Below are 21,401 nucleotides of genomic sequence, written 5' to 3'. Positions count from 1 at the left end.
AATAAGAAATGAGAAATGGTGGTGCGGCGCATAAAAATAGAGAAGCGCCGCGGAGGTTTGAAACTAGCGGTTTTCTCGTATCGCATACCTCATCCCTAGCCACTTGTTACCAGTCCCTAGTCACGAGTCACCTGACGCCATTTATCCTTACATCGCTCGCTAGTCGCGCCTTATACTCCTTGCCTTGCATGAAAATACAAGAGTAAAATCAGACAAAGATTGAATCAGTGTTTCCCTAGTCAGAATTTCCCGGAGGCTGGCATGAAGTATAATGAAAACGACACGCTCGATGTGCTGACCCGGCGTCTTTCCTTGGCCGCTGTTGAGGGGAAAGGGATCTGTTTTCTTCCTGTGGGCTCCGTGAAGGGAGAGGGAGTGACAGCTCTTTGCCGGGCTGCAAAGGAGATCCGAAAGAGAACCGTGAAGCCTCTTACGATCCTTGCACTGACCATGGACATGGTCGCTATGGGGCGTATGGCACTTGCCATCAGGGCTTGCGGCTTCGAAGGCGCAGCGATCTGTAAGCAGGATGGGATGCGCTTTCTTGCGACCGTGCATGGCGGGAAGCTTTCCGCGGAGCGGCTTTCCCCGTCTGACCTTGCATTTCCCGAAGAGAACGAATGGACACCCTACCATGAGATGTCTTTTTATCTGGGGATCACGCTCTATGCGGCGGGGATGGAAGAGGCGCTCCTTCCCGCGATGGACCGGGCAAGACACATGACGAAAGAGCTTTTGAAGGATAAAACGGTTTGATTTTGTTGGATAATGAGTGAAAATAAAGAGTAAGCAAAAAGCCATGAGAAGCGGCGATTCTCATGGCTTTTTGCTTGCTTACATTCTCTTTACAAACTTTACTGTGCGATGATAGATGGATTCCCGCTTTTTTTATATAATTTATTTATAAACAGGACTCGTTTTGCAAGGGGTTCGTATGTCTATCAAGGGAAACACTGATTGCAGCGCAAGACGATGGAGTCCGTGTTTCCTTGGGAGGAGCACGGAATGAATGAAACAGTAAAGATCTGCTTTGGCCTGATCGGCGGCCTGGCGCTTTTCCTGTACGGCATGAATACGATGAGTGATGCCCTGCAGAAAACCGCCGGGGAACGCATGAAAAAGATTCTCAGCTTTTTGACAAAGAATCCGATCATGGGGGCGCTCGCCGGAGCGCTGGTGACGGCAGTCCTGCAGAGCAGCTCGGCGACCACCGTCATGGCGATCGGCTTCGTCAGTGCCGGACTGATGACACTGCCGCAGGCGATCTCCGTCATCTTCGGTGCGAACATCGGGACCACGATGACAGCACAGCTCCTGGCATTCAAGCTCAGCGACTACATTTATCCCATCATTTTCATCGGTTTCATGCTGCAGTTTGTCGGCAAGACAGAGAAGCTGAAGAATATCGGCATGGTCATCTTCTCTTTCGGACTGCTCTTTGAAGGGATCGAGATCATGGGACATGTGATGAAGCCGCTCGCAGGCAGCAGCGTCTTTGTCGACCTGATGGCAGAAGTCTCTTCGACACCGGTCTTGGGCGTACTTCTCGGCGGCGTGATGACGCTGGTGGTACAGAGCAGCTCGGCTACGATCGCCGTGCTGCAGAATTTTGCGGCCCAGCCGGCAGCTGATGGCGTCAGCAGTGTCATCGGCCTTACCGGTGCGATCCCGATCCTTCTGGGAGATAACATCGGTACGACGATCACAGCCATTCTGGCATCGATCGGACAGACGAAAAATGCGCAGCGCACCGCGATCGCGCACAGCATTTTCAATATCAGCGGCAGTCTTGTCTGCCTGTGCATCATTCCGCTCTTTGCACAGTTCGTGCAGTACATCTCGCCGAGCGGCCGTGAGATCGATGTCATTTCCCGTCAGATCGCCAATGCACACACGACTTTCAATGTCGTATGTACGCTGGCATGGCTGCCATTCATCCCTGTCATGGTCAAGATCGTCAAAGCCATCATCCGCGGGGAAGACAAGAACCTCAAGGCTGCCTATGAGCCGCAATATCTGGATAACAATCTGCTCGATAAGCCGGCCGCTGCCATGTACCTTGTCTCTTTGGAACTTGAGCGCCTGGTCGGACTGGCTGACCGGACGCTGAATCAGCTGAAGCTCGTCCTTGACAGCCAGCGAACCGCCAAGGATTATGAGGCCTTTCAAGAGGATCTGATGATCCTCGAACAGCTGCAGGGACGAGTCACCGAGTACATCACCAAGCTGCTTTCCGGCGGCTATCTGACCGAGCAGCAGTCGGAGGAAACGGCGAGGCTTCTCTTCGTCACGAATAATATCCAGCGCATGGGAGAGCGATGCAGGGATATGGATGAGATCTGCCGGCAGGTGGTCGCGCAGAATCGTGTGTTCTCCTCGGTAGCCAATGAAGAAATCGTGAAGTGCATCACACTTGCCCAGTCGCTTCTCTCGCGCTCTGTCGAAGCCGTGAAAACAGGCTCCAAAGAGATGGTGAACGATATATTCAGGGACACGGATCAGATGCGCCGCTCGGAGAGACGCTGCAATAAGGCACATCTGAAGCGTGTGAAAGCAGGCGAGTGCCATGCCCATATGACACCATACTTCTCCGACCTTCTCTACAACCTGAGCCGTATCGCGGACAACTGCGTCAGCATCGCAGAAGAAGCAGACACTGGTGCAGGATTTGCAGAGCTTCACAAAAATGCGAAGAAAATGGGATTCGTAGAGGGCAGCTGAGAGTCATGAAAAGGGATGCGCCTTCCGGAGCTTACCGCATTTATTTTCCGGCGAAGGGCAATAAAAACGGCGATGTGAAATAACGATCATCTCATTTTCGCGTTCCATCTGCCGCGGGGGACTTGCAGCTCTCATAGGAGTGACCGGGAAACCTTATCCCAGCTGTCTTTCATGCCATAGTCACCCTATCCGCCCCTGCGGGTAATGCTATTAAGTTAAGCGGAAGAACGTTCTTGGCTCCCCATCGGGGGAGCTGCCCGAAGGGGTTGTGCAAGCGAACTGGATTTTTAGGAGTGAAGCGACGCGAAAATCCAGTGAGACGCCATTTCGAACGAAGTGAGATGAGGGGGCTACGTAGCGGTATTGAATGAAAGTGTTGGGATATCGATAGCATCGGACTATTCAACATAGTATGTTATACCGCTGGCATGCCCCTATTGCCTTCGGCACTTCCCCCGAAGGGGGAAGCAAGACGTTACGTAGCTAACGATTTCCTTAACTTAATAGCATTACCTCTGCGGGGCACCTTCCCCTAGAGGGGAAGGCTGCGATACGAGAATACCATCTTTCAAAAAAGGCGGCGAAGCCGCCACCTGAACCCTGAACCTTGAAGCCTGAACCAAATGAAAGCAAAGTAAAAAGGGGCTGTGAAGAAATGGGGATTCATTTCTTCACAGCCCTTTTTTTATTGCCCGGGATGTGGAAGGGGGAGCGCCTATCGGTCGCAGGGGTCAGTGACTCCTCCTGCCATGCCGTGCATCCGCTGTCTATTTCAGATATTTCTTCCCGAGCTTCCATGTCAGAGCCAGCGACTGCTGGAGCAGGAAGAAATGGAAAGCCCGCATGGGGTGCAGGAGCCAGAAGGCCTTCTTGATGGGAGCCAGCGCCTGCCAGCCTTCTGCCTCTTTCTTTGTCGGTGTATATGCCTCCTGCCTTGCATGCAGCCCCTTGGCAAGGAATGCGCCCAAAAGTGCGAGCAGGATCATTTTGAAAATGCCATTCTTGTTATTCACGATCATCACCTCTATCCGTATCATAGCAAAGGGGAGAGCGTTAGGCAAGGTGTGGTAAGATAGGTAAAGGTCCAGGGGGGAAAAATGAGGATTGAGGGAGGCGGGAGGCGGGCGGCGGCTTCGCTGCAATTTTGATAGCGATTCGCGCCGTTGTCATTTCGAGCGAAGTCGAGAAATCTCTATTGCAGTACGGAAATCAGCACGTATGCGCTATTCTAGGGAAACGCTGATTAAATCGCAGAGTCAGATTCCACAAGAATTTTTATACATGACTTCGTCATAGCCTTCCTTAAATAGCTTGCTATTCGCGTCAGGCTATTCCTCGTCATGTATAAAAATTCAAGAGTAAAATCTGACAACGATTTATCCGTGTTTCCCTAGAAACGATGTCTTGGTACTGCGTTTTTCTGTTATCTCGTAATTACTGCTTACCGGTGTGCAATAAAGATCGAGGGCTACGCTCGGGATGACGATATGGGATAATCCCAGTCACCAGTTACTCTTATCCCCTGAACCGTTAGACTACGAATTTTTCAGAAAAGGAGCATTCACCATGCACATCATTTTAGCTTCTGCTTCGCCGCGTCGGCGGGAGCTCATCCATCAGATCGGCTGGACGGAAGACGTCCTGCCCTCCTCCTTTCCAGAAGCAGAAACGCCGGAAGAGGCGAAGACACGTATTTTTGAATTTCCCGAGAGCGTACAGCAGATCCTTTCCTGCAAAAAGGGAGCGGATCTTGTGACGCTTTTCAATGCCTGCGGGAAGGCAAAGAGCATCTTTGAGGCAAAGGGGGTAGAGACAGCGATCGTTGCAGCCGATACCGTCGTAGTACTTGATGAGGATATCCTTGGCAAGCCCAAAGATGAGGAGGAGGCGCGCCGCATGCTCCGCCGCCTCTCCGGACGGGCGCACGAAGTCAAGACTGGGCTTTCTGTCTATCATAAGGGCCATGTCCATCTTCATGTCGAGACGACGCGCGTCTATTTCAGAAAGCTCTCGGATTCGGAGATCGATCGCTACGTCGCCACCGGTGAACCGATGGATAAAGCCGGCGCGTACGGCATTCAGGGCAAGGGCGCGATCCTGGTTTCTCGTATAGAAGGTTCCTATGACAATGTCGTCGGCCTTCCTCTCGCTCGGCTCTATGAGATGATGAGAGATGAAGAGTAGAGTCAATCCGGGAGGGCGAGGACGAGCAGGGTACATCATGACAGGACGCCGCACGGAGGCTGCTTTTCCGGGAGGGAGAGTGGCATAGCTTTTCACCTGCATCAAAGCCCCTCCATCCGCCTTCGCATTTGGCGGAGCTGCCAGATGCGTCCTTGCCTTTCTTCCCTTAACAAATGACTTAAAATATGATATGGTAATACATACATATGGCTCAGACTTTCCATAGAAATATCTGTTTTCTACCAATAAGTAATGAGTGATATCTTTTCTTTTAGAGAGAGGAAAGAATCAGAAAAGGGGAATTGAACATGAAAGACATGAAAAAAACAGCGGCTCTTCTGGCGGCTATGGCGCTTCTCGGCGTGGGCAGCGCAAGTGCGGCAGAGGCCGCTCCGATGTATGCCCTGAAGGGCATCACCGTCACTGCGACCCGCCAGGCAGAAAGCCTCAAGGATGTACCGGCGAATGTACAAGTCATCACGGAGAAGGACATCAAACTGCGCAATGTGCAGACTGCCTCTGATGCCGTTGCGATGGCGACCGGCGTCTCTGCTTCGAATTCTGTCGAAGGCACGGTGAACCTTCGCGGCTATAGCTCGAAGAACATCCTCGTCCTTGTCGACGGACAGCAGATGAATACCGCATGGAACGGCGATGTCGACTGGAACATGATCCCTGTCGAGAATATCCGCAAGATCGAGGTCGTCTCCGGCGGTCAGTCTGCCCTTTACGGCGGTCGTGCGGTCGGCGGTGTCATCAATATCATGACGAAGAGCGAGAAGCGTGACGGTGTCCACGGCTCTGCGGTCGTCAGCTACGGCAGCCACGCTACGGTGAAGCAGGCGTATGCCGTGCATGGGAAGAAGGACAAGCTGTCATGGGGGACATTCTATGAGAGCAAGAGCACGAATGGATGGAGGGATTATACGCCGTCCGCAGTGAAAGGTGCGACTTCTTCCGGTCATACGATCACCTCAGATCTGACGGATGCCAAAGGAAATAAGCTGATGGGGGAACGCGGCAGTAAAGAAGTCATGTCTGAAAATTATGGCTTCCATCTGGGCTATGCCTTCAATGAAGATCAGAAATTGACCTACAAGTATACGCATGCCAATTATACCTGGAAATACAACGACCCGATCTCTTGGGTCAAGAAAGATGGAAAGACGCTTTGGCCGGCCGTTGATTTTGCGGATTCCTCCATGTCGAGCTTCTACGGCACAAAGGGCTGGCGTTCCTACGATATGCATTCTCTGACGTACAATGATCAGAAGAATAAAGTGCATGCACACTTGGGTATGACGAATTATACCAAGGATGGGTACACGCAGCCGGGCTCTGCTAAGGGGACTCTTAACAGCAATTTCGATGGAAGCGGCAAGAGATCTTCTTATCCGTCAAAGTCATGGGATTTCGATATCAATAAACGCTGGAACCTTGGGGATCATACCATTCTGCTGGGGGGATCCTATGGACAGGATCGATTTGATCAGACCGTTTACAATAACATCTCCGACTGGAAATCTTGGGACAGTGCTTATAAGAAGAATGTGAAAGATCAATTCTTAGGCGGTAAAGATAAGAACTGGGCGCTGTATCTGCAGGACAAATGGTCATTTGCCCCGAAGTGGAATGCATATATCGGCGGCCGCTACGACCACTATAAAAAGTATGATGGCTATAGCCAGTATGTAGATCAGGAAAGAAAGACCTTCGACTCGGCTTCTTACAATAAATTCTCTCCTAAGCTGTCACTCGATTATGCGGCCAATGATTCGCTGAATCTGTATGTATCCTATGGCAAATCCTTCAACCCGCCGATCCTGTATCAGGTCTACCGTTACACGGAAAAGGGAACCATTTATCATCAGAACCCCGAGCTGGATCCGGAGACCACAGATACATGGGAACTGGGGGCAAAGACAAAGCTTTCTGAAAAAACGGAAGTGAATGCTTCGCTCTTCCATGCCAAGACGGATGACTACATTAAAGCGGTCGCCTATCAGGGTGGCAAGCAGTACCAGAACGTCGGCGAAGCCAAGACGCACGGCTTCGAGATCGCGGTGAACCAGAAGCACAGCGACAACTGGACTTCCTATATCAATTACACTTGGCAGACGGGCAAGATCGATGGCGATAAGAACTATGATATCCCGCGTCATCTGCTCCATCTCGGCACGACCTTCCACAAGGATCCATGGACGGTGAACGTCGACGGCATGTTCATCTCGGACCGCACGGAAGCGGGAATGAAGAGCGGTCACTTCAAAGCACGCGATGCGTACTTCCTCTTGAATCTCAATACAAACTACCAGTTCAACAAGAATTTCTCCATGCAGTTTGCCATCGAGAATGTCCTCGATCGCGAATATTTCGATGAAGATATTTCTACGAGCCACTACTACATCGGTGATGGCCGCACCTTCACGCTGTCTGCGCGATATGCTTTCTAATTAGAAATGCAAAATAGCGGTATTTTCCCGTACCGTCATTCTGAGCGGAGAAAAACGGAGAATGTGAGACCGCTGGTGCGCGGAACGCATGGGGGATGAGCCGAAGAATCTAAACGCGAGCAGCGTACGATGAACCTGCACCCCAACATAAAAAAGTGGCTGTGAAGAAATGAATCCTCATTTCTTCACAGCCACTTTTTACTTTGCTTTCATTTGGTTCAAGGTTCAAGGTTCAGTGGTGAAGTGGCGGCTTCGCCGCCTTTTTTAAAGATGGTATCCTCGTATCGTAGCCTTCCCCTCTAGGGGAAGGTGCCCCGCAGGGGCGGATAGGGTGACTATGGCATGAAAGACAGCTGGGATAAGGTTTCCCGGTCACTCCTATGAGAGCTGCAAGTCCCCCGCGGCAGATTGAACGCGAAAATGAGATGATCGTTATTTCACAGCTCCTTTTTCATAGCGTCATGGGGGAGTCAGGAAGGAACGAGTCCGATTTCGTGTATTGCCCTAATCTCTACTCCCTAGCCACCAGTCACCAGTTATTCATAGAACTTCGTCACGGCATCGACGAGGTAGGCGGTATCCTTGACGCCGGCAGTCTCATAGGAGGAGTGCATGGCGAGCTGGGGGAGACCGATGTCTACGGTCGGCATGGCGATGACGGTGTTTGAAATATTGCCCAGCGTGGAGCCGCCGGGGTTGTCACTGTGATTCGTGAAGGTCTGTGTGGGGATGTCATGGTCTTTGCACAGCTTCTTGAAGTAGGCGGCAGAGAAGGCATTGGTCGCATATTTCTGTGCGGCGCTGTACTTGATGACGATGCCACCATTGATGACGGGGCGGTTCACAGGATCCGCATATTCCGGATGGTTCGGGTGGACGCTGTGGGCGTTGTCAGCGGAGATCATGAAGCTTCTCGCGATCATGGCCATGGTCTCATCATAGCTGTATCCGAGGGAGCGAGCGAGACGCTCAAGTGTATTCGCAAGGAAGGTGGAGCCGGCGCCCTGTGAGGTGGCGCTGCCGACTTCTTCGTTATCGAAAAGGGCGTAGACGGAGATGTATTTCTCCTTCTCTCCCTGCGTGAAGCCGCGGAAGCAGGCGAAGGCGCACTGCAGGTCGTCGAGCTTCGGCGAGGAGATGAATTCTCTCTCTTCGCCCCAGATGGCGGCGGGGACGCGGCTGTAGAGGGTGAGGTCATGGGCAAGGATGTCCTCGGCCTTCACTTTGGCAGCGGCGGCGATGACGTCCATGAAAGGGGGCTTGGCACCGGTCATGCCATAGAGAGGGAGCATGTCCTTCTGGACTTTCCACTCTTTATGCTGGTTCACGCTGCGGTCCATATGGATCGCGACGGAGGGGATGACGAGCATGGTGCCGTCGATCGCGACGAGCTTCTCTGCGAGGTGGCCATTCTCCGTGACGAGGAGACGTCCTGCAACGGAGAGGGGACGGTCGAGCCAGGTCGACATGATCATGCCGCCGTAGCCCTCGACATTGAGCTTCACATACGGCCCGTCTGCGAGCTCCGGATTCTCTTTGATCTTGAAGGTCGGAGAGTCGCAGTGCGAGGCAGTGATGTGGAAGGCTTCTGCACCTTCTTTCGGCACGGTGAAGGCCATGAGGGTGCTGCCATTCCTGGTAACGACGTACTTGCCGCCCTTCTCGATCTGCCAGGTGTCTTCTTCGCGGATCTCTGTGAAGCCTGCGTAGAGGAGCGCCGCCTTGATGCCGCGGACGGCATGGAAGGTGGAGGGGGACTTGGAGATGAAATGGATGAGGTCGCGGCTGATATCATCTGCGGTGATCGGCTGTTCCATTATTTCTTATGTCCTACTTTTTTCTGATATACATCCTCTGCCATCTGGGCACGGGCACGGATGACCGGATTCGAAGAATTGACGGAGGTCGGAGTGAAGTTGCTCTTGTAGTGGAGCTTCTTTGTTTCCTTTTCCATTTCGACGACCTGGATGGTGCCGGCGGTGCGGTCGTAAGCATAGGTGTAAGTGCAGGTGCCGCCTTCGATGGCTTCGACGGCGACGAAGTTCAGGATCTCATGACCGTTTGTGGTCTTTTTGATACTGGTCTCCTGCATGTCGATGGTGATGGTGTCGTTATATTTCCAGAGGCTTTCTGCGGAAACGGACATAGAGCCGGCAGCGATGGCAGCGGCAGCTGCCAGGGCGATCATCATTTTTTTCATAGCAATCACTCTCTTTCGTGAATGAATGACTGGAAGTCATTCTTTGTTTGCAGTGCTGGATTTATTATAGCATAAAAATGAATGGTGAGCTTGAAGTTCAAGAACCTTAACGAGGTTGATGCGGTCCATGTTTTTTATCGAAGCTCTTTATGTCAAGAGTATGAATGCGTAATGCTTGACATTGTGTACCGAAATAGATAGAATGAGGGTGAAAGGCGGTGGTCTTATGGCAACAGCAGCTACACAGATCCGAATTGATGCGGATACGAAACGACAGGCGGCAGCACTTTTCAGTCAGTTGGGACTCGATATGTCTGGCGCAGTGAACCTGTTTCTTCGTCAGTGCGTTCTTCGTGGAGGACTTCCTTTTGCAGTGGAAATGCCGCGATATAATCAGGAAGCATTAGCCGCAATGGAGGAGGGACGACGAATTGCTCGTGATCCGAGTGTTAAAGGCTATACGAATATGGCTGATTTGAAAAAAGCATTGGAGCAGGAGTAACATGTACCTTGTCAAATTCACTTCAGCATACAAGAAAAGCTACAAGCTGATGCGAAAACGTGGGTTCGACGTCTCACTTTTGGATGAAGTGGTAGAAACTTTGATGCAGGGGGCTGCACTTGAGTCTCGGTATCGCGACCATGGATTATCAGGACGTTTTCAAGGATTTCGGGAATGTCATGTGAAGCCGGACTGGCTTCTGGTTTACTTGATTGAGGATGATATTCTCACACTGACGTTGATTGATACAGGCTCTCATGCCGATATCTTCCGCATGTAAAAAAGACTGCCGGAAAGGGCAGTCTTTTTTATTGTCGGCTTATCTATCCGAGCCGTCTTTTTCTTTGCGGATGACGTCGTGAGCGCCGCCTTCTACGATGGAGGTCGCAGAGACGAGAGTCAGCTTCGCCTTTTCCTGAAGCTGCGGGATGGTGATAGCGCCGCAGTTGCACATGGTGGCTTTGATCTTAGCGCAGGTCTTTTCGACGTTTTCTTTCAGCGGACCGGCATATGGGACATAGGAGTCTACGCCTTCTTCGAAAGCGAGCTTCTTGGAGCCATCGAGGTCATAACGGCCCCAGTTTCTGGCACGGTTGGAACCTTCGCCCCAGTATTCCTTGACGATGGTGCCGCCGACCGTTCTCTTCTGTGTCGGGGATTCGTCGAAGCGGGCAAAGTAGCGGCCGAGCATGACGAAGTCAGCGCCCATGGCAAGAGCCAGTGTGATGTGGTGGTCGTAAACGATGCCGCCGTCAGAGCAGACCGGTACGTAGATGCCGGTTCTCTTGTAGTATTCATCTCTGGCCTGGCATACTTCGATGAGAGCCGTTGCCTGGCCGCGGCCGATGCCCTTGGTCTCACGGGTGATGCAGATGGAGCCGCCGCCGATGCCAACCTTGACGAAGTCAGCGCCTGCTTCTGCGAGGAAGAGGAAGCCTTCTCTGTCGACGACATTACCTGCGCCGACCTTGACTTTTTCGCCGTAGCGTTCACGGATCTAGTTGATGGTGATCTTCTGCCATTCGGAGAAGCCTTCCGAGGAGTCGATGCAGAGGACATCTGCACCTGCGTCTACGAGGAGCGGTACGCGGTCCGCGTAGTCTCGGGAATTGATGCCGGCACCGACGATGAAGCGTTTCTGCTGATCGAGCATTTCATTCGGGTTTTCCTGATGGGAGTCGTAGTCCTTGCGGAATACGAAGCCGTAGAGACGGCCATCTTCATAGAGGACCGGCAGGGAATTGATCTTGTTGTCCCAGATGATGTCATTGGCTTCGGAAAGGGTGATGCCGTAATCAGCTTTGACAAGCTTTTCGACAGGGGTCATGAAGTTCTTGACCTTTTCGCTCTTGTCCATGCGGCTTACACGGTAGTCTCTGGAGGAAACGATACCTACCATTTTGCCGTTGGAAGTGCCGTCTTCCGTGATGGCGATGGTGGAGTGGCCTGTCTTTGCCTTGAGGGCGAGGACATCCGCTAAGGTCGCTTCCGGCGACAGGTTCGAATCGGAAGGAACAAAGCCTGCTTTCTGTGCTTTGACTCTGGCAACCATGGCTGCTTCTTCTTCAGGGGTCTGGGATCCGTAGATGAAGGAAACGCCGCCGTTTCTTGCGAGTTCGACAGCGAGCTTTTCACCGGAGACGGCCTGCATGATAGCAGAAACCATTGGAATGTTTAATGTGATGGCCGGTGTTTCCCCTTTTTTGTATCTGACCAGCGGGGTCTTCAGAGAGACGTTCGCCGGGATGCAGCTGCAGTCAGAATATCCGGGAATGAGCAGATATTCATTAAAGGTATGAGCCGGTTCATTGATGTAGGTTGCCATTATTTCCTCCTTAAATAAAAATAGAGTAAAAAGATGAAAATAAATTAACTTACTATACCTCTTTACTCGTATTCGGTCAAGCGTTTTTTCCCGTGACCTATGTATTTGTACTATTATAGCGTAAAAACTCCGCCTTGGATAGGCGGAGTTTGTGAGAGTTTTATGAGATGGGTTGTCAGGTTCAGGGGGAGCCCACGAGGCGTATCGCCCTTTGATTGTTTGCGAAAGCTCGACCCGAATGTGGTATGCAAGTCACTCGTGAGCTCTAATCCCTGCGGCCTAACATACGTGGGGGCCAACCCCGCCTCGCTCCGCTCGGCTGCCCCTTCCAGAGGAAGGGGCGAGAGGATGCGCCTCTGCGATGTCCGTTTGAGACTTTGGAAGGCAGCGGTTAGAAGTCCAAAGTTTAAAGTCTAAAGTCCAAAGTCTGATGTCTCCCAGTCTCTTAGTCTCATCCCTGCATGCTCGTTACAACAGCGGCTCGATCACGGTCTGGAAGTAGGCATTCAGCTCTTTGGGCGTCGCCTGCATTTTGTTTTTGCGTACCCACCACTGGACCATTTCGACGAAGCTGCCGGAGATGTGATTCAGGAGGAAATCTTCGGGGACAGGGATTTCCTTGTGGTGGTTCAGGAGGTAGGAGGCGATGAGGCGGGAGAGGCTCGTCTTGAAGTAGCGCAGGAAGAAGTCGGAGCTTTCAGAGATGAGCAGGTCGCGCAGGTGGTTCGTATTCTCTGCGATATGCTCTAGGAGGTGGCAGAAGACAGGATCCGGAAGACCGGTATGCTGGTGATCGTCAGAGGGGTGGTTGTCATTCATGACACCGTCTACGATGTGTTCGAAGAGTTCCTGACACATGTCCTCTAAGAGGCTGTCCTTGGTCTGGAAATGGGCATAGAATGTGCTGCGGCCGATATTGGCACGATCAATGATATTCTGGATGGTGATTTTTGAATATGGCTTTTCTGATAACAGAGCGCTGAATGCTTCGAAGATAGCGGCTCTGGTCTTCTGCTGTCTGCGATCCATGGGGTTCCTCTTTCACAATGGCTGATACAATACGACTTGTATGATATATGCTATTGTAAAATATCGGAAGGAGAAATTCAAGTATCCACGAGCATATTTTTTAGGGGTACTTGAATTTTTCAAGCGGGCATTTGGAAAATGGGGAAGGGACTAGTTCTTAGGGCGTTTCATCCTTTGACTGCGGATGAAAGCTCTGCTCGAATTAGGAATGAGGAATTAGGAATTAGGAATGAAGGTGGCGGCTTCGCCGAGATCCTTCGGCTCAGGTCGCAGCTGTTCTGGCATTCGTTATCTCACATACGACGCTTCTCGCCGCTCAGGATGACGAAACGGGGCGATGCCCGCTTGAGACTTAGGGACTAGGGGACCAGGGGACCAGGAGACTTTAGACTTTACAGGTCAGAGGTCAGAAGTCAGAAGTCAGACATCAGAAGTCTGATGTCTGATATCTCTCAGTCTCCTAATCCCTAATCCCTAATCCCTAGTCACTAGCTACTAGTCACCAGTCACAAAGTTTCGATCACATGGATGAGAGCTGTCACATCTTCTTCCTTTGTCGCCCAGCTGGTGCAGAGGCGGATGATGCTGTGGCTGTCGTCGGCTTTGCAGCCAAAGCCGAAAGCAACGGTCTCTTTGAGCTTTTCCATCCGGCTGTTTTCTATGGTGAAGAAGATCTGGTTCGTGGGGGAGTCGAAGTAGAGGGGGATTCCTTTGGCGGTGAGTGCTTTTTTGATCTCTTCGGCATAGAGGTCGGCGGTGCGCCCCATCTGAACATAGAGGTCATCTTTGAAAAGCTCGTCAAACTGGATGCCGAGGAGCCAGCCTTTGGCGAGGAGTGCGCCATGCTGTTTGATCATGGGGAAGAAGTGCAAGATGAGGCGCGGGTCAGGGATCACGACGGCTTCGCCGAAGAGTGCGCCGCATTTCGTGCCGCCGATATAGAAGACGTCTGCGAGGCGAGTAAGGTCTTCGAGGGTGACGTCATTTGCGGCGCTTCCGAGGGCGTAGGCGAGGCGGGCTCCATCGATGAAGAGAGGAAGATGGTGCCTGCGGCAGACGGCAGAAATGTCTGTCAGCTCTTTCTTGGAATAGAGGGTGCCCCATTCGGTCGGCTGGGAAATGTAGACCATGCCGGGATGTACCATGTGTTCCCAGTTGTCGTCGGCAAAGAAATCGGAGACGTAGTGATCGATCGCGTCGGCGGTCAGCTTGCCTTCCTCGGAGGGAAGGGCGAGCACTTTGTGACCACCCCACTCGATGGCGCCGGCTTCATGGACATTCACGTGGCCGCTGTCGGCGGCGATGACGCCTTCATAAGGGCGGAGGACGCAGTCGATCACGGTGGCATTTGTCTGGGTACCGCCGACTAGGAATTTCACCTCTGCCTGCGGCGTGGCGCATGCTTTTCTGATGCGTTTGCGGGCGGAGTCAGAGATGTCATCCAGCCCGTAGCCGGCAGAGGGCTGGTGGTTTGTTTCAGAAAGACGACGGAGAATATTCGGATGGCAGCCTTCCATGTAGTCGGAGGCGAAGGGGAGGGTATGGTTCATGATGAATGCTTCCTTTCATTGGGATATGTATGTCATAAATTATAGCAAAGCTATGACTGAAATGCATAGCTTATCTTTTCTCGTGTCCAATTATGCATACTTCTTTCCAAAAATGTTTGATAGTGATACAATTATTTCTGTAATTTGTACATGATTTCAAGAAAAGGCTGTAAAAAGATAGCCAAAAAAGAAAATGACAGCGAAAGCGCCAGGCGCTTTCATTTTTTTCATGAGGGGTGATCTTCTCATGGAAGGGAGAATGAAGTATGAATATCCATGAATACCAGAGTAAGCAGATCATGCGTGAGTATGGCATCCATGTTCCGGAAGGCTATCCGGCATTCACAGTCGAAGATGCGCTGGAAAATGCGAAGCGCCTCGATACGCCGGTCGTAGTCGTAAAGGCACAGATCCATGCAGGCGGCCGCGGGGAGGCGGGCGGTGTCAAGCTCGCCCGTTCTCTGGATGAAGTCAGAAAATATGCGAAGGAGCTTCTTGGCAAGGTGCTCGTCACCCGCCAGACCGGTCCGCAGGGCAAGACGGTGAATCGTCTTCTGATCGAAGCCGGCTGCCATATCAAGAAAGAGTACTATCTCTCCTTTGTCGTGGATCGTCAGGCGGAATGCGTCGTCATGATGGGTTCGGAGTCCGGCGGCATGTCCATCGAGGATGTGGCAGCAGAAAATCCGGAAAAGATCATCAAAGAGTACATCGACCCAGTCATCGGTCTGGCCGATTTCCAGGCACAGCGCATGGCGTATGCGCTTCATTTCGAAAAGCCGACCATCAGAAAAGCAGCGACCTTCATGAAGTACCTCTACAATGTCTTTGTGGATAAGGACTGCTCGCTGGCGGAAGTCAATCCGCTGGTCGTCACCGAAGAAGGCGACGTCATGGCGCTCGATGCGAAGCTGAACTTCGATGACAGCACGCTTTCCCGTCATCCGGAGATCGTAGCACTGCGCGACATCACGGAAGAGGACCAGAAGGAAAGAGAAGCCGCAGCGGAGGGATTGAACTATGTCAATCTCGGCGGCGACGTAGCCTGCATGGTCAACGGGGCAGGTCTTGCAATGGCGACTGTCGATATCATCAAGGAAAACGGTGGTGAACCGGCCAACTTCCTTGATGTCGGCGGTGATTCTACGCCGGAAAAGATCGTGGCAGCCTTCAGGATCATGCTTGAAGACGATCAGGTCGACGGTATTCTGATCAATATTTTCGGCGGCATCAATAAGTGCGATGTCATCGCGACGGGCATTGTCGAAGCGGCTGCGCTTCTTTCCGGCGGTAAAGAGGAATTCCCGATCCCTGTCGTGGTTCGTCTCGAGGGACGCAATGTAGAGCGCGGACGCGAGATCCTGGCCAAAGCGGATATCAAGAATCTGTATCCGGCTTCTTCCATGGATGAAGGTGCGAAACTCGCCATTCGTCTCGCAAAAGAAACGAGAGAGAAGAAGTAAAATAAAGGTTGACGGGTTCAAGGTTTCAGACGTTGCGAGAAGCGGCGGCGCTTTATGAATTGTGCGCCGCTACCAGAGCCTATCAACCTGAAGTTTGAAAACAGGGATGAGTGGCTAGTGACTGGTGGCTAGTGACTGGTGACTAGGGATTGGTGGCTAGGGATTAGGTTTTCGATACGAGAAAACCGCTAGTTTCAAACTTCCGCGGCGCTTCTGTATTTTTATGCGCCGCACCATCATTTCACATTTCTCATTTCTAATTTTTCATTCAAGCGAGGCTTTCGCACGCAATCAAGGGGCAGCACGCCCCATGGGCTAACCCTTGTAATACGGTTCGGTCTGCTATGTTTGACTACGAACAAATACTTATCATTTAACCTCTCATTTAACCTCAGGAGGATGTACCCATGAGCGTTTTAATTCATAAAGATACCAAAGTCATTGTGCAGGGCATCACGGGCAAGGCAGCCCGTTTCCATACCGAACAGATGCAGAAGTATGGCACAAATATAGTAGGCGGCACGGCACCGGGAAGAGCCGGTGAAGTCTGCTGCGGCGTACCGGTCTTCAATACCGTGAGAGATGCCGTCGCTGTCACCAAAGCCACGACCTCGGTCATTTTCGTACCGGCTGCCTTTGCAGCCGATGCCATCCTTGAAGCCGTCGAAGCGGGCTTGGAGCTCGTCGTCTGCATCACGGAACACATCCCGGTCGAAGATATGGTCAAGGTGCACCGCTACATGCTGGGCAAGAAGACCCGCCTCATCGGACCGAACTGCCCGGGTCTCATTTCTGTCGATGAAGCGAATATCGGCATCATCCCCGGACAGATCTATAAAAAAGGCCACGTGGGCGTGGTTTCCCGTTCCGGCACGCTGACTTACGAAGCGACCTTCCAGCTGACCAATGCGGGCATCGGACAGACGAGTGCGATCGGCATCGGCGGCGACCCGATCAAAGGCACAGACTTCATCGATGCACTGAAGCTTTTCAATGACGACCCGGATACCAAGGCGGTCCTCATGATCGGCGAGATCGGTGGTACGGCGGAGGAACAGGCTGCGAAATGGATCCATGACAATATGAAGAAGCCTGTCGCTGCCTTCATCGCCGGCCGCATGGCACCTCCAGGAAAGCGCATGGGTCATGCCGGCGCCATCATTTCCGGCGGCAAGGGGACTGCGGTAGAAAAGATCGCTGCACTGAATGCGGTAGGGATCCCTGTCGCAGAAACGGTAGCGCATATCGGTGAGACGGTCATCGAGCTCTTGAAAAAGGAAGGGCTCTATGACGAATGCCATACATGCTGATGAAAAGCGGTCCCGTGAGGGACTGCTTTTTGGGTTAGACCGTGGGCGTGCTGCCTGCCCCCTTGATTGTTTGCGAAAGAGGGGGAGCGGGTTCTACTGGTTCAGAGGGTTCAGCGGGGGTGGTGCGGCGCATAAAAATATAGAAGCGCCGCAGAGTATGGATGGGGCGATGCTCGAAAGCACCTTTCAAGTCACTAGTCACAAGTCACTTGAGGCTCCTAATCCCTAGTTACTAGTCACCAGTCACTAGCCTCCATCTCTCCTCCATGCACATGAAAAGTTTTTACTTGACGGGGACACTGCTTTCCGCTATTGTAGGAGAAAAGACGGGAGGGAACGCGATGTTTGGTAAATTTCAAGATTCACTGCTTTTTGTCGTGCTTGCTTATGCGATCTTTCGTATCGGCTGGGGCGAGGGATTCACGACGATGAATATTTTCATCCTTCTAGGCTCGCTGGTCGCCATTTTGTCTATGGTGCTTCGGCGGAGCGGCTACCTGGAAACGGTAGAGAAAAAGAAGAAGGAAGCGGAAGAAAAAAAGAAGAACGTATAAAAAGGGCCGCGCGGCTCTTTTTTACTTGTCCTCCCCGCGTCCCCGCTTTTGTCAAATCCCCCTCCTTATGCTAAAATGAGAAGCAACAAGCGGCAAAGGAGGAAGCTGATGAATCCGGATCTCTATATCGTAAGAAAGGTGAATGAAGCCACATCCGTCTCGCGCAAGGCGAGTCTGTTCATGGACCTTGTCACACGCTACGGACACTGGGCTTTTGTGATCTACGGACTTCTCCTCTGGTTTGCACCCGGGGAAGGACGGAAGGCGCGCAGGCTCTGCTGCGTGCTGTCCTTCGCGGGAGTCGTGGTCGCATCTCTCCTTTCCTTTGCCATCGGCAGGGTGTGGAGACGGAGAAGGCCTTTTGTATGCGACTGGCGCATCTGGAATTTCACCGGGCATAAGGCCAATGCATCGTTTCCCAGCAATCACACGATGAATGGGGCCATCGTCGTCATGGAGCTTTTCCGCATGCACATGCCGGGGGCGCAGCTGTTGGCGGCTTTTGCCGGGCTTCTTGCATTTTCCCGTATTTTCGCCGGTGTGCATTATCCGACGGATCTTTTGGGCGGCGTCGCCATCGCGGGGCTCGTGCATCGGCTGATCCACGCAGCGCCCTTCGCAGCAGCCCTCGCTGCGCTCGCGAATTTCGGCTCGACGGTGAGTGACTGGGTATTCTCGAGGAAGTGAGCGGGGATGTGTCACCGGCAGTTTCCTCGTATCCGCATCCCTCATTTTCCTAAGGAGGTGATCCTATGGCAAGCAGTGAGACGGGCAGCAAGCTCTCTATCATCCGCATCGTGCAGGTCCTTTTGCGCGAGTCGGACAAGGATCACCCTTTGTCTCAGCAGGACATTCTTCGTCTTATGGAGAGCAAGTATGGGATGGTCGTGAGCCGCAAGTCTATATCCAGAAATCTGCTCCGCCTGAAGGAGGCGGGGCTGCCTGTGATGTGCCGCGAGGTGCCGCGCATGGTGAATGGGAAGGAAGCGCCGCTTTCGCTTGACTGGTACTGGGATCATGTGCTCTCGCCACAGGATTTGAAGACGGTGATCGATCTCCTCTATTTCTCGCATCTTCCGGCGATGCAGATCCGCCAGCTCGCAGAGAAGCTGAAGCGGCTGCAGTGCCGTTCTTTTGAGGACGGGAAGGAAGGCATACGGAATCTGCCGCTTCCGCAGAATCTCCCAGACGTGAGGGAGACGCTTGTCCTGCTCTCGCAGGCACTTTGCGAAAAGAGGCAGCTCTCCTTTTACTATGACCACTATGAAGTGGACGGCAAACGGCATCACGGTATGAGCCCGTCAGGAGAGGCGCGCTGCTATATCGTACATCCTTTTCAGGTGATCGCATCGGATGATCGATACTGTCTTCTCTGCAATGTGGAAGGACGGGAGGATATTTCCTATTTTTTCGTAGACCGTATGGCGGACATCATGCTCCTTTCTGCGCCGGCGCGGGGGCAGAAAAGTCTCGCAGGCGCCGATGCCTCTGCGAAGCTCGATGAGCTTCTGGTGGCAGATCGGGATATTTATACAGGAAATCCCGTAGAGGTCACTTTTGAGGCAGATGTGCGCCTTCTGACAGACATTCAGACGGATTTCGGCAAGAGGGCCCGTCTCATTTCTGCGAGCCCGGATAAGGTGACCATGGAAGTGACGCTTCCCCAAGCCGCCATGAAAGCCTGGGCTCTGAAGAAGGCACCGCTTGTCAAGGTGCTCTCTCCGTCGTACCTGGTGCGGGAGGTGAAGGAGGCAGCCCAGAGCCTGGCGCGCCTCTACGGCCTATGATCATAGGCATGCTTGCCTTTCTCCTCGCCGCTGTTCTTATACTTCTCCTGATCCCCATCCGTTATACCGTGACGCTCGTGCGCTGGAAGCTCACCCTGTCGGTCTCCGTGCTTTTGGGGCTTTGGCGGAAGGAGATCGAGCTTCCGCCTGCCAGGGAAGAGCCCTCGCCTCAAGTGGAAATGGCAGAGGAGCCTGAAACGGACTGGATGGAAGAAGCGCTCGCACAGGCAGAAGAGAAGGCAGAAGTGCATGAGAGGCTGCCGGATGCTGCCGAGGGGCAAGCAGAGAGTGTGGCAGAGGAGAAGAAGGAGGTCTCCCTTTGGCGAGAGATCCGTTTCGCCATGGGAAATGGGCTAGCGGAGCGTGTCCTCCATGCGGCAGGAAATCTCCTGTCGCACAGCTTTCCACGCAGGTGCCGCATTCGGGGAGACTTTGGGACAGGCGATCCCATGACGACGGGCATTGCCTGCGGTATGGCGATGGCGTTCCTTGCCCAAGAGACAAAAGAGATCCGATGGAATTATCTGGAGCCCGTGAATACCCTGTCGGGGGAGGCAAAGGGGCGGATCATTCCTTTGACTATGATCTATATAGCCGGCAGGCTTCTCCTGTCGAGACCCGCCAGAGAGTTCTGGCATTTCAGAAAAGAGGAAAAGAACCATGGATGATGAAGTTAGAAAGCAGATCTTTGAAGATTTCAAGAAGATGATCACCACCGAATCCGTGGTGGGACAGCCCATCTATCTGGGCGATGCGACCATCGTGCCCTTTGTGGATATTTCCTTCGGCTTCGGCACCGGCAGTCAGGGCACGAATGCCGTAGGGGGCGCCGGCGGCGGCAAGGTGACACCGACCGCCGTCCTCATCATGAAGGGGGAACGCGTCGAGCTTTTCTCTATCAAGAATGCAGGGCCGAATGGTACCATCGATAAGGTGCTGAACATGGTCCCGGAGGTCATCTCCCATTTCACCAAGAAAAAGGAAAAGCAGGAGGCCGTGAGAGAGGCGGCGCTCAAGGAAGCCAAGCAGGCCATGGAAGAAGAAGCAGAGACGGCGGCGATCGAAGCGAAGAGCAAGGAGTAGGGAGCAGCCCTTGCCGTTTCATGAAACGTCGAAAGACGACCTTCGGATATCGGGGCATAGATCGGCGGAAAGCCGCTGCCATCGCCGCGATCCCATGGGAAGCCGTACCCGACAACATAAAAAGCGTGCATGTCGTTTGTCAGATGAACGACATGCACGCTTTTCTTTTCAACTTTTGGCTTTCGATAAAGTCGTATCGATTTTATTTTCCGGCTTTTGAGAGATCTGGACGATCTCGCTTCGTATGGATTCCATCTCCTCATTGTTTTCCGGGGCGAGTGCCTTCAGTGTGACGGTACTCTTGTCCGCATTCGTGAAAGGGGTATCCATGGATCTGGAGACCGCGCTGTAGGAGAGAGCCAGTTCCTTGCCGCCGTTTTTCGGTGTGATGACCAGACGGCCGCCATCAATGCGGCCGGTGCCGGTGAGGCTGCCCGGTACTTCACGGCTGCCCTGCTGGACCTTATGGTCTACGGTGATGGTCTTGTCGTCATTCTGGGTGAAGGTGACGGTCTCAAGATTTCGTATATGATCGCCGGACCAGTTTACGCCGGCGTCCTGCACGCCCCACCATGTCCCCTGCCATGGTCCGCCATTGGCAAAGTGGAAATAGGCAAATGTACCGCCGCCAATGATCAGCACGATCGCGATCAGGATCATGACCACGTATTTCTTCATTCCTGCGCTCCCCCGTTCTCTTACATCAAAATATTTTCTATTATACTATAGGCGAATAGGAA

The 21,401-nt window shown here is 52.7% G+C and carries 19 protein-coding genes and 1 pseudogene; 13 read left to right on the top strand and 7 right to left on the bottom strand.

The genetic code is table 11. The features are described 5' to 3' along the window. Positions 1 to 261: 261 nt before the first annotated feature. Positions 262 to 756: a hypothetical protein gene (locus ACGG9R_RS08870; protein ID WP_390154105.1), complete on the top strand. Its 495-nt coding sequence runs from the start codon at positions 262 to 264 to the stop codon at positions 754 to 756. A gap of 249 nt (positions 757 to 1,005) precedes the next feature. Further along, positions 1,006 to 2,721 carry a Na/Pi cotransporter family protein gene (locus tag ACGG9R_RS08865; protein WP_390154102.1) on the top strand — a complete coding sequence of 572 codons (1,716 nt, stop codon included), beginning with the start codon at positions 1,006 to 1,008 and terminating at the stop codon, positions 2,719 to 2,721. A 767-nt stretch (positions 2,722 to 3,488) separates the two neighbouring features. Here the strand turns inward: ACGG9R_RS08865 and ACGG9R_RS08860 are convergent. Continuing rightward, positions 3,489 to 3,734 carry a hypothetical protein gene (locus tag ACGG9R_RS08860; protein WP_390154099.1) on the bottom strand — a complete coding sequence of 82 codons (246 nt, stop codon included), beginning with the start codon at positions 3,732 to 3,734 and terminating at the stop codon, positions 3,489 to 3,491. 553 nt (positions 3,735 to 4,287) lie between these two features. Between ACGG9R_RS08860 and ACGG9R_RS08855 the strand changes: the two genes are divergently transcribed. Then, on the top strand, positions 4,288 to 4,905 hold the full coding sequence (locus ACGG9R_RS08855) for a Maf family protein (protein WP_390154096.1): 618 nt from the start codon (positions 4,288 to 4,290) through the stop codon (positions 4,903 to 4,905). A gap of 308 nt (positions 4,906 to 5,213) precedes the next feature. Beyond that, positions 5,214 to 7,358 carry a TonB-dependent receptor gene (locus ACGG9R_RS08850; protein ID WP_390154093.1) on the top strand — a complete coding sequence of 715 codons (2,145 nt, stop codon included), beginning with the start codon at positions 5,214 to 5,216 and terminating at the stop codon, positions 7,356 to 7,358. Between the two features lie 536 nt (positions 7,359 to 7,894). Here the strand turns inward: ACGG9R_RS08850 and ACGG9R_RS08845 are convergent. Further along, positions 7,895 to 9,175, bottom strand: a complete 1,281-nt coding sequence (locus tag ACGG9R_RS08845) for a M18 family aminopeptidase (protein WP_390154090.1) — start codon at positions 9,173 to 9,175, stop codon at positions 7,895 to 7,897. Continuing rightward, positions 9,175 to 9,558: a hypothetical protein gene (locus ACGG9R_RS08840; protein ID WP_022105499.1), complete on the bottom strand. Its 384-nt coding sequence runs from the start codon at positions 9,556 to 9,558 to the stop codon at positions 9,175 to 9,177. Before ACGG9R_RS08840 ends, ACGG9R_RS08845 begins: the two co-directional genes overlap by 1 nt. Before the next feature lie 226 nt (positions 9,559 to 9,784). Here ACGG9R_RS08840 and ACGG9R_RS08835 point away from each other — a divergent pair, with 226 nt between their 5' ends. Further along, positions 9,785 to 10,060, top strand: a complete 276-nt coding sequence (locus ACGG9R_RS08835) for a type II toxin-antitoxin system RelB/DinJ family antitoxin (RefSeq protein ID WP_022105498.1) — start codon at positions 9,785 to 9,787, stop codon at positions 10,058 to 10,060. A gap of 1 nt (position 10,061) precedes the next feature. Further along, positions 10,062 to 10,340, top strand: a complete 279-nt coding sequence (locus ACGG9R_RS08830; RefSeq protein WP_022105497.1) for a type II toxin-antitoxin system YafQ family toxin — start codon at positions 10,062 to 10,064, stop codon at positions 10,338 to 10,340. 39 nt (positions 10,341 to 10,379) lie between these two features. On the opposite strand, the pseudogene ACGG9R_RS08825 reads toward ACGG9R_RS08830, so the two are convergent. The 3 genes and pseudogenes from ACGG9R_RS08825 to ACGG9R_RS08815 form a co-directional block, all read right to left on the bottom strand. Then, positions 10,380 to 11,885 (bottom strand): annotated as a pseudogene (locus tag ACGG9R_RS08825) (IMP dehydrogenase). A 468-nt stretch (positions 11,886 to 12,353) separates the two neighbouring features. After that, positions 12,354 to 12,914 (bottom strand): TetR/AcrR family transcriptional regulator, encoded by a 561-nt coding sequence (locus ACGG9R_RS08820; protein ID WP_022105495.1) that lies wholly within the window; start codon positions 12,912 to 12,914, stop codon positions 12,354 to 12,356. Positions 12,915 to 13,420: 506 nt separating this feature from the next. Beyond that, positions 13,421 to 14,464: a threonine aldolase family protein gene (locus tag ACGG9R_RS08815; protein WP_390154085.1), complete on the bottom strand. Its 1,044-nt coding sequence runs from the start codon at positions 14,462 to 14,464 to the stop codon at positions 13,421 to 13,423. A 266-nt stretch (positions 14,465 to 14,730) separates the two neighbouring features. Here ACGG9R_RS08815 and sucC point away from each other — a divergent pair, with 266 nt between their 5' ends. The 7 genes from sucC (at position 14,731) to ACGG9R_RS08780 (ending at position 20,661) form a co-directional block, all read left to right on the top strand. Then, positions 14,731 to 15,927 (top strand): ADP-forming succinate--CoA ligase subunit beta, encoded by a 1,197-nt coding sequence (sucC, locus tag ACGG9R_RS08810; RefSeq protein WP_022105493.1) that lies wholly within the window; start codon positions 14,731 to 14,733, stop codon positions 15,925 to 15,927. 407 nt (positions 15,928 to 16,334) lie between these two features. Next, positions 16,335 to 17,237, top strand: coding sequence for a succinate--CoA ligase subunit alpha (gene sucD / locus ACGG9R_RS08805; protein ID WP_390154082.1), 903 nt, complete (start codon positions 16,335 to 16,337; stop codon positions 17,235 to 17,237). Between the two features lie 272 nt (positions 17,238 to 17,509). Further along, positions 17,510 to 17,791, top strand: coding sequence for an RNA helicase (locus tag ACGG9R_RS08800; protein ID WP_390154079.1), 282 nt, complete (start codon positions 17,510 to 17,512; stop codon positions 17,789 to 17,791). Between the two features lie 108 nt (positions 17,792 to 17,899). Further along, positions 17,900 to 18,478, top strand: a complete 579-nt coding sequence (locus ACGG9R_RS08795; RefSeq protein ID WP_390154076.1) for a phosphatase PAP2 family protein — start codon at positions 17,900 to 17,902, stop codon at positions 18,476 to 18,478. 65 nt (positions 18,479 to 18,543) lie between these two features. Then, positions 18,544 to 19,578 (top strand): helix-turn-helix transcriptional regulator, encoded by a 1,035-nt coding sequence (locus ACGG9R_RS08790; protein WP_390154073.1) that lies wholly within the window; start codon positions 18,544 to 18,546, stop codon positions 19,576 to 19,578. Continuing rightward, the gene (locus ACGG9R_RS08785) at positions 19,575 to 20,246 is read left to right on the top strand and encodes a hypothetical protein (RefSeq protein WP_390154071.1); all 672 of its coding nucleotides are present in this window, start codon (positions 19,575 to 19,577) and stop codon (positions 20,244 to 20,246) included. Before ACGG9R_RS08790 ends, ACGG9R_RS08785 begins: the two co-directional genes overlap by 4 nt. After that, positions 20,239 to 20,661, top strand: coding sequence for a GerW family sporulation protein (locus ACGG9R_RS08780; RefSeq protein ID WP_390154068.1), 423 nt, complete (start codon positions 20,239 to 20,241; stop codon positions 20,659 to 20,661). The genes ACGG9R_RS08785 and ACGG9R_RS08780 overlap by 8 nt, the downstream gene beginning before the upstream one ends. A 168-nt stretch (positions 20,662 to 20,829) precedes the next feature. Here ACGG9R_RS08780 and ACGG9R_RS08775 read toward each other — a convergent pair whose 3' ends face one another. Further along, the gene (locus tag ACGG9R_RS08775) at positions 20,830 to 21,339 is read right to left on the bottom strand and encodes a hypothetical protein (RefSeq protein ID WP_022105484.1); all 510 of its coding nucleotides are present in this window, start codon (positions 21,337 to 21,339) and stop codon (positions 20,830 to 20,832) included. Positions 21,340 to 21,401 lie beyond the last annotated feature (62 nt).

The organism is Dialister sp. i34-0019-2H8, assembly GCF_042846925.1.
Taxonomy (GTDB): Bacteria; Bacillota; Negativicutes; order Veillonellales; family Dialisteraceae; genus Dialister.
Note: the sequence above shows the minus strand (reverse complement) of the source record. Positions and strands in the feature narration are given on the sequence as shown.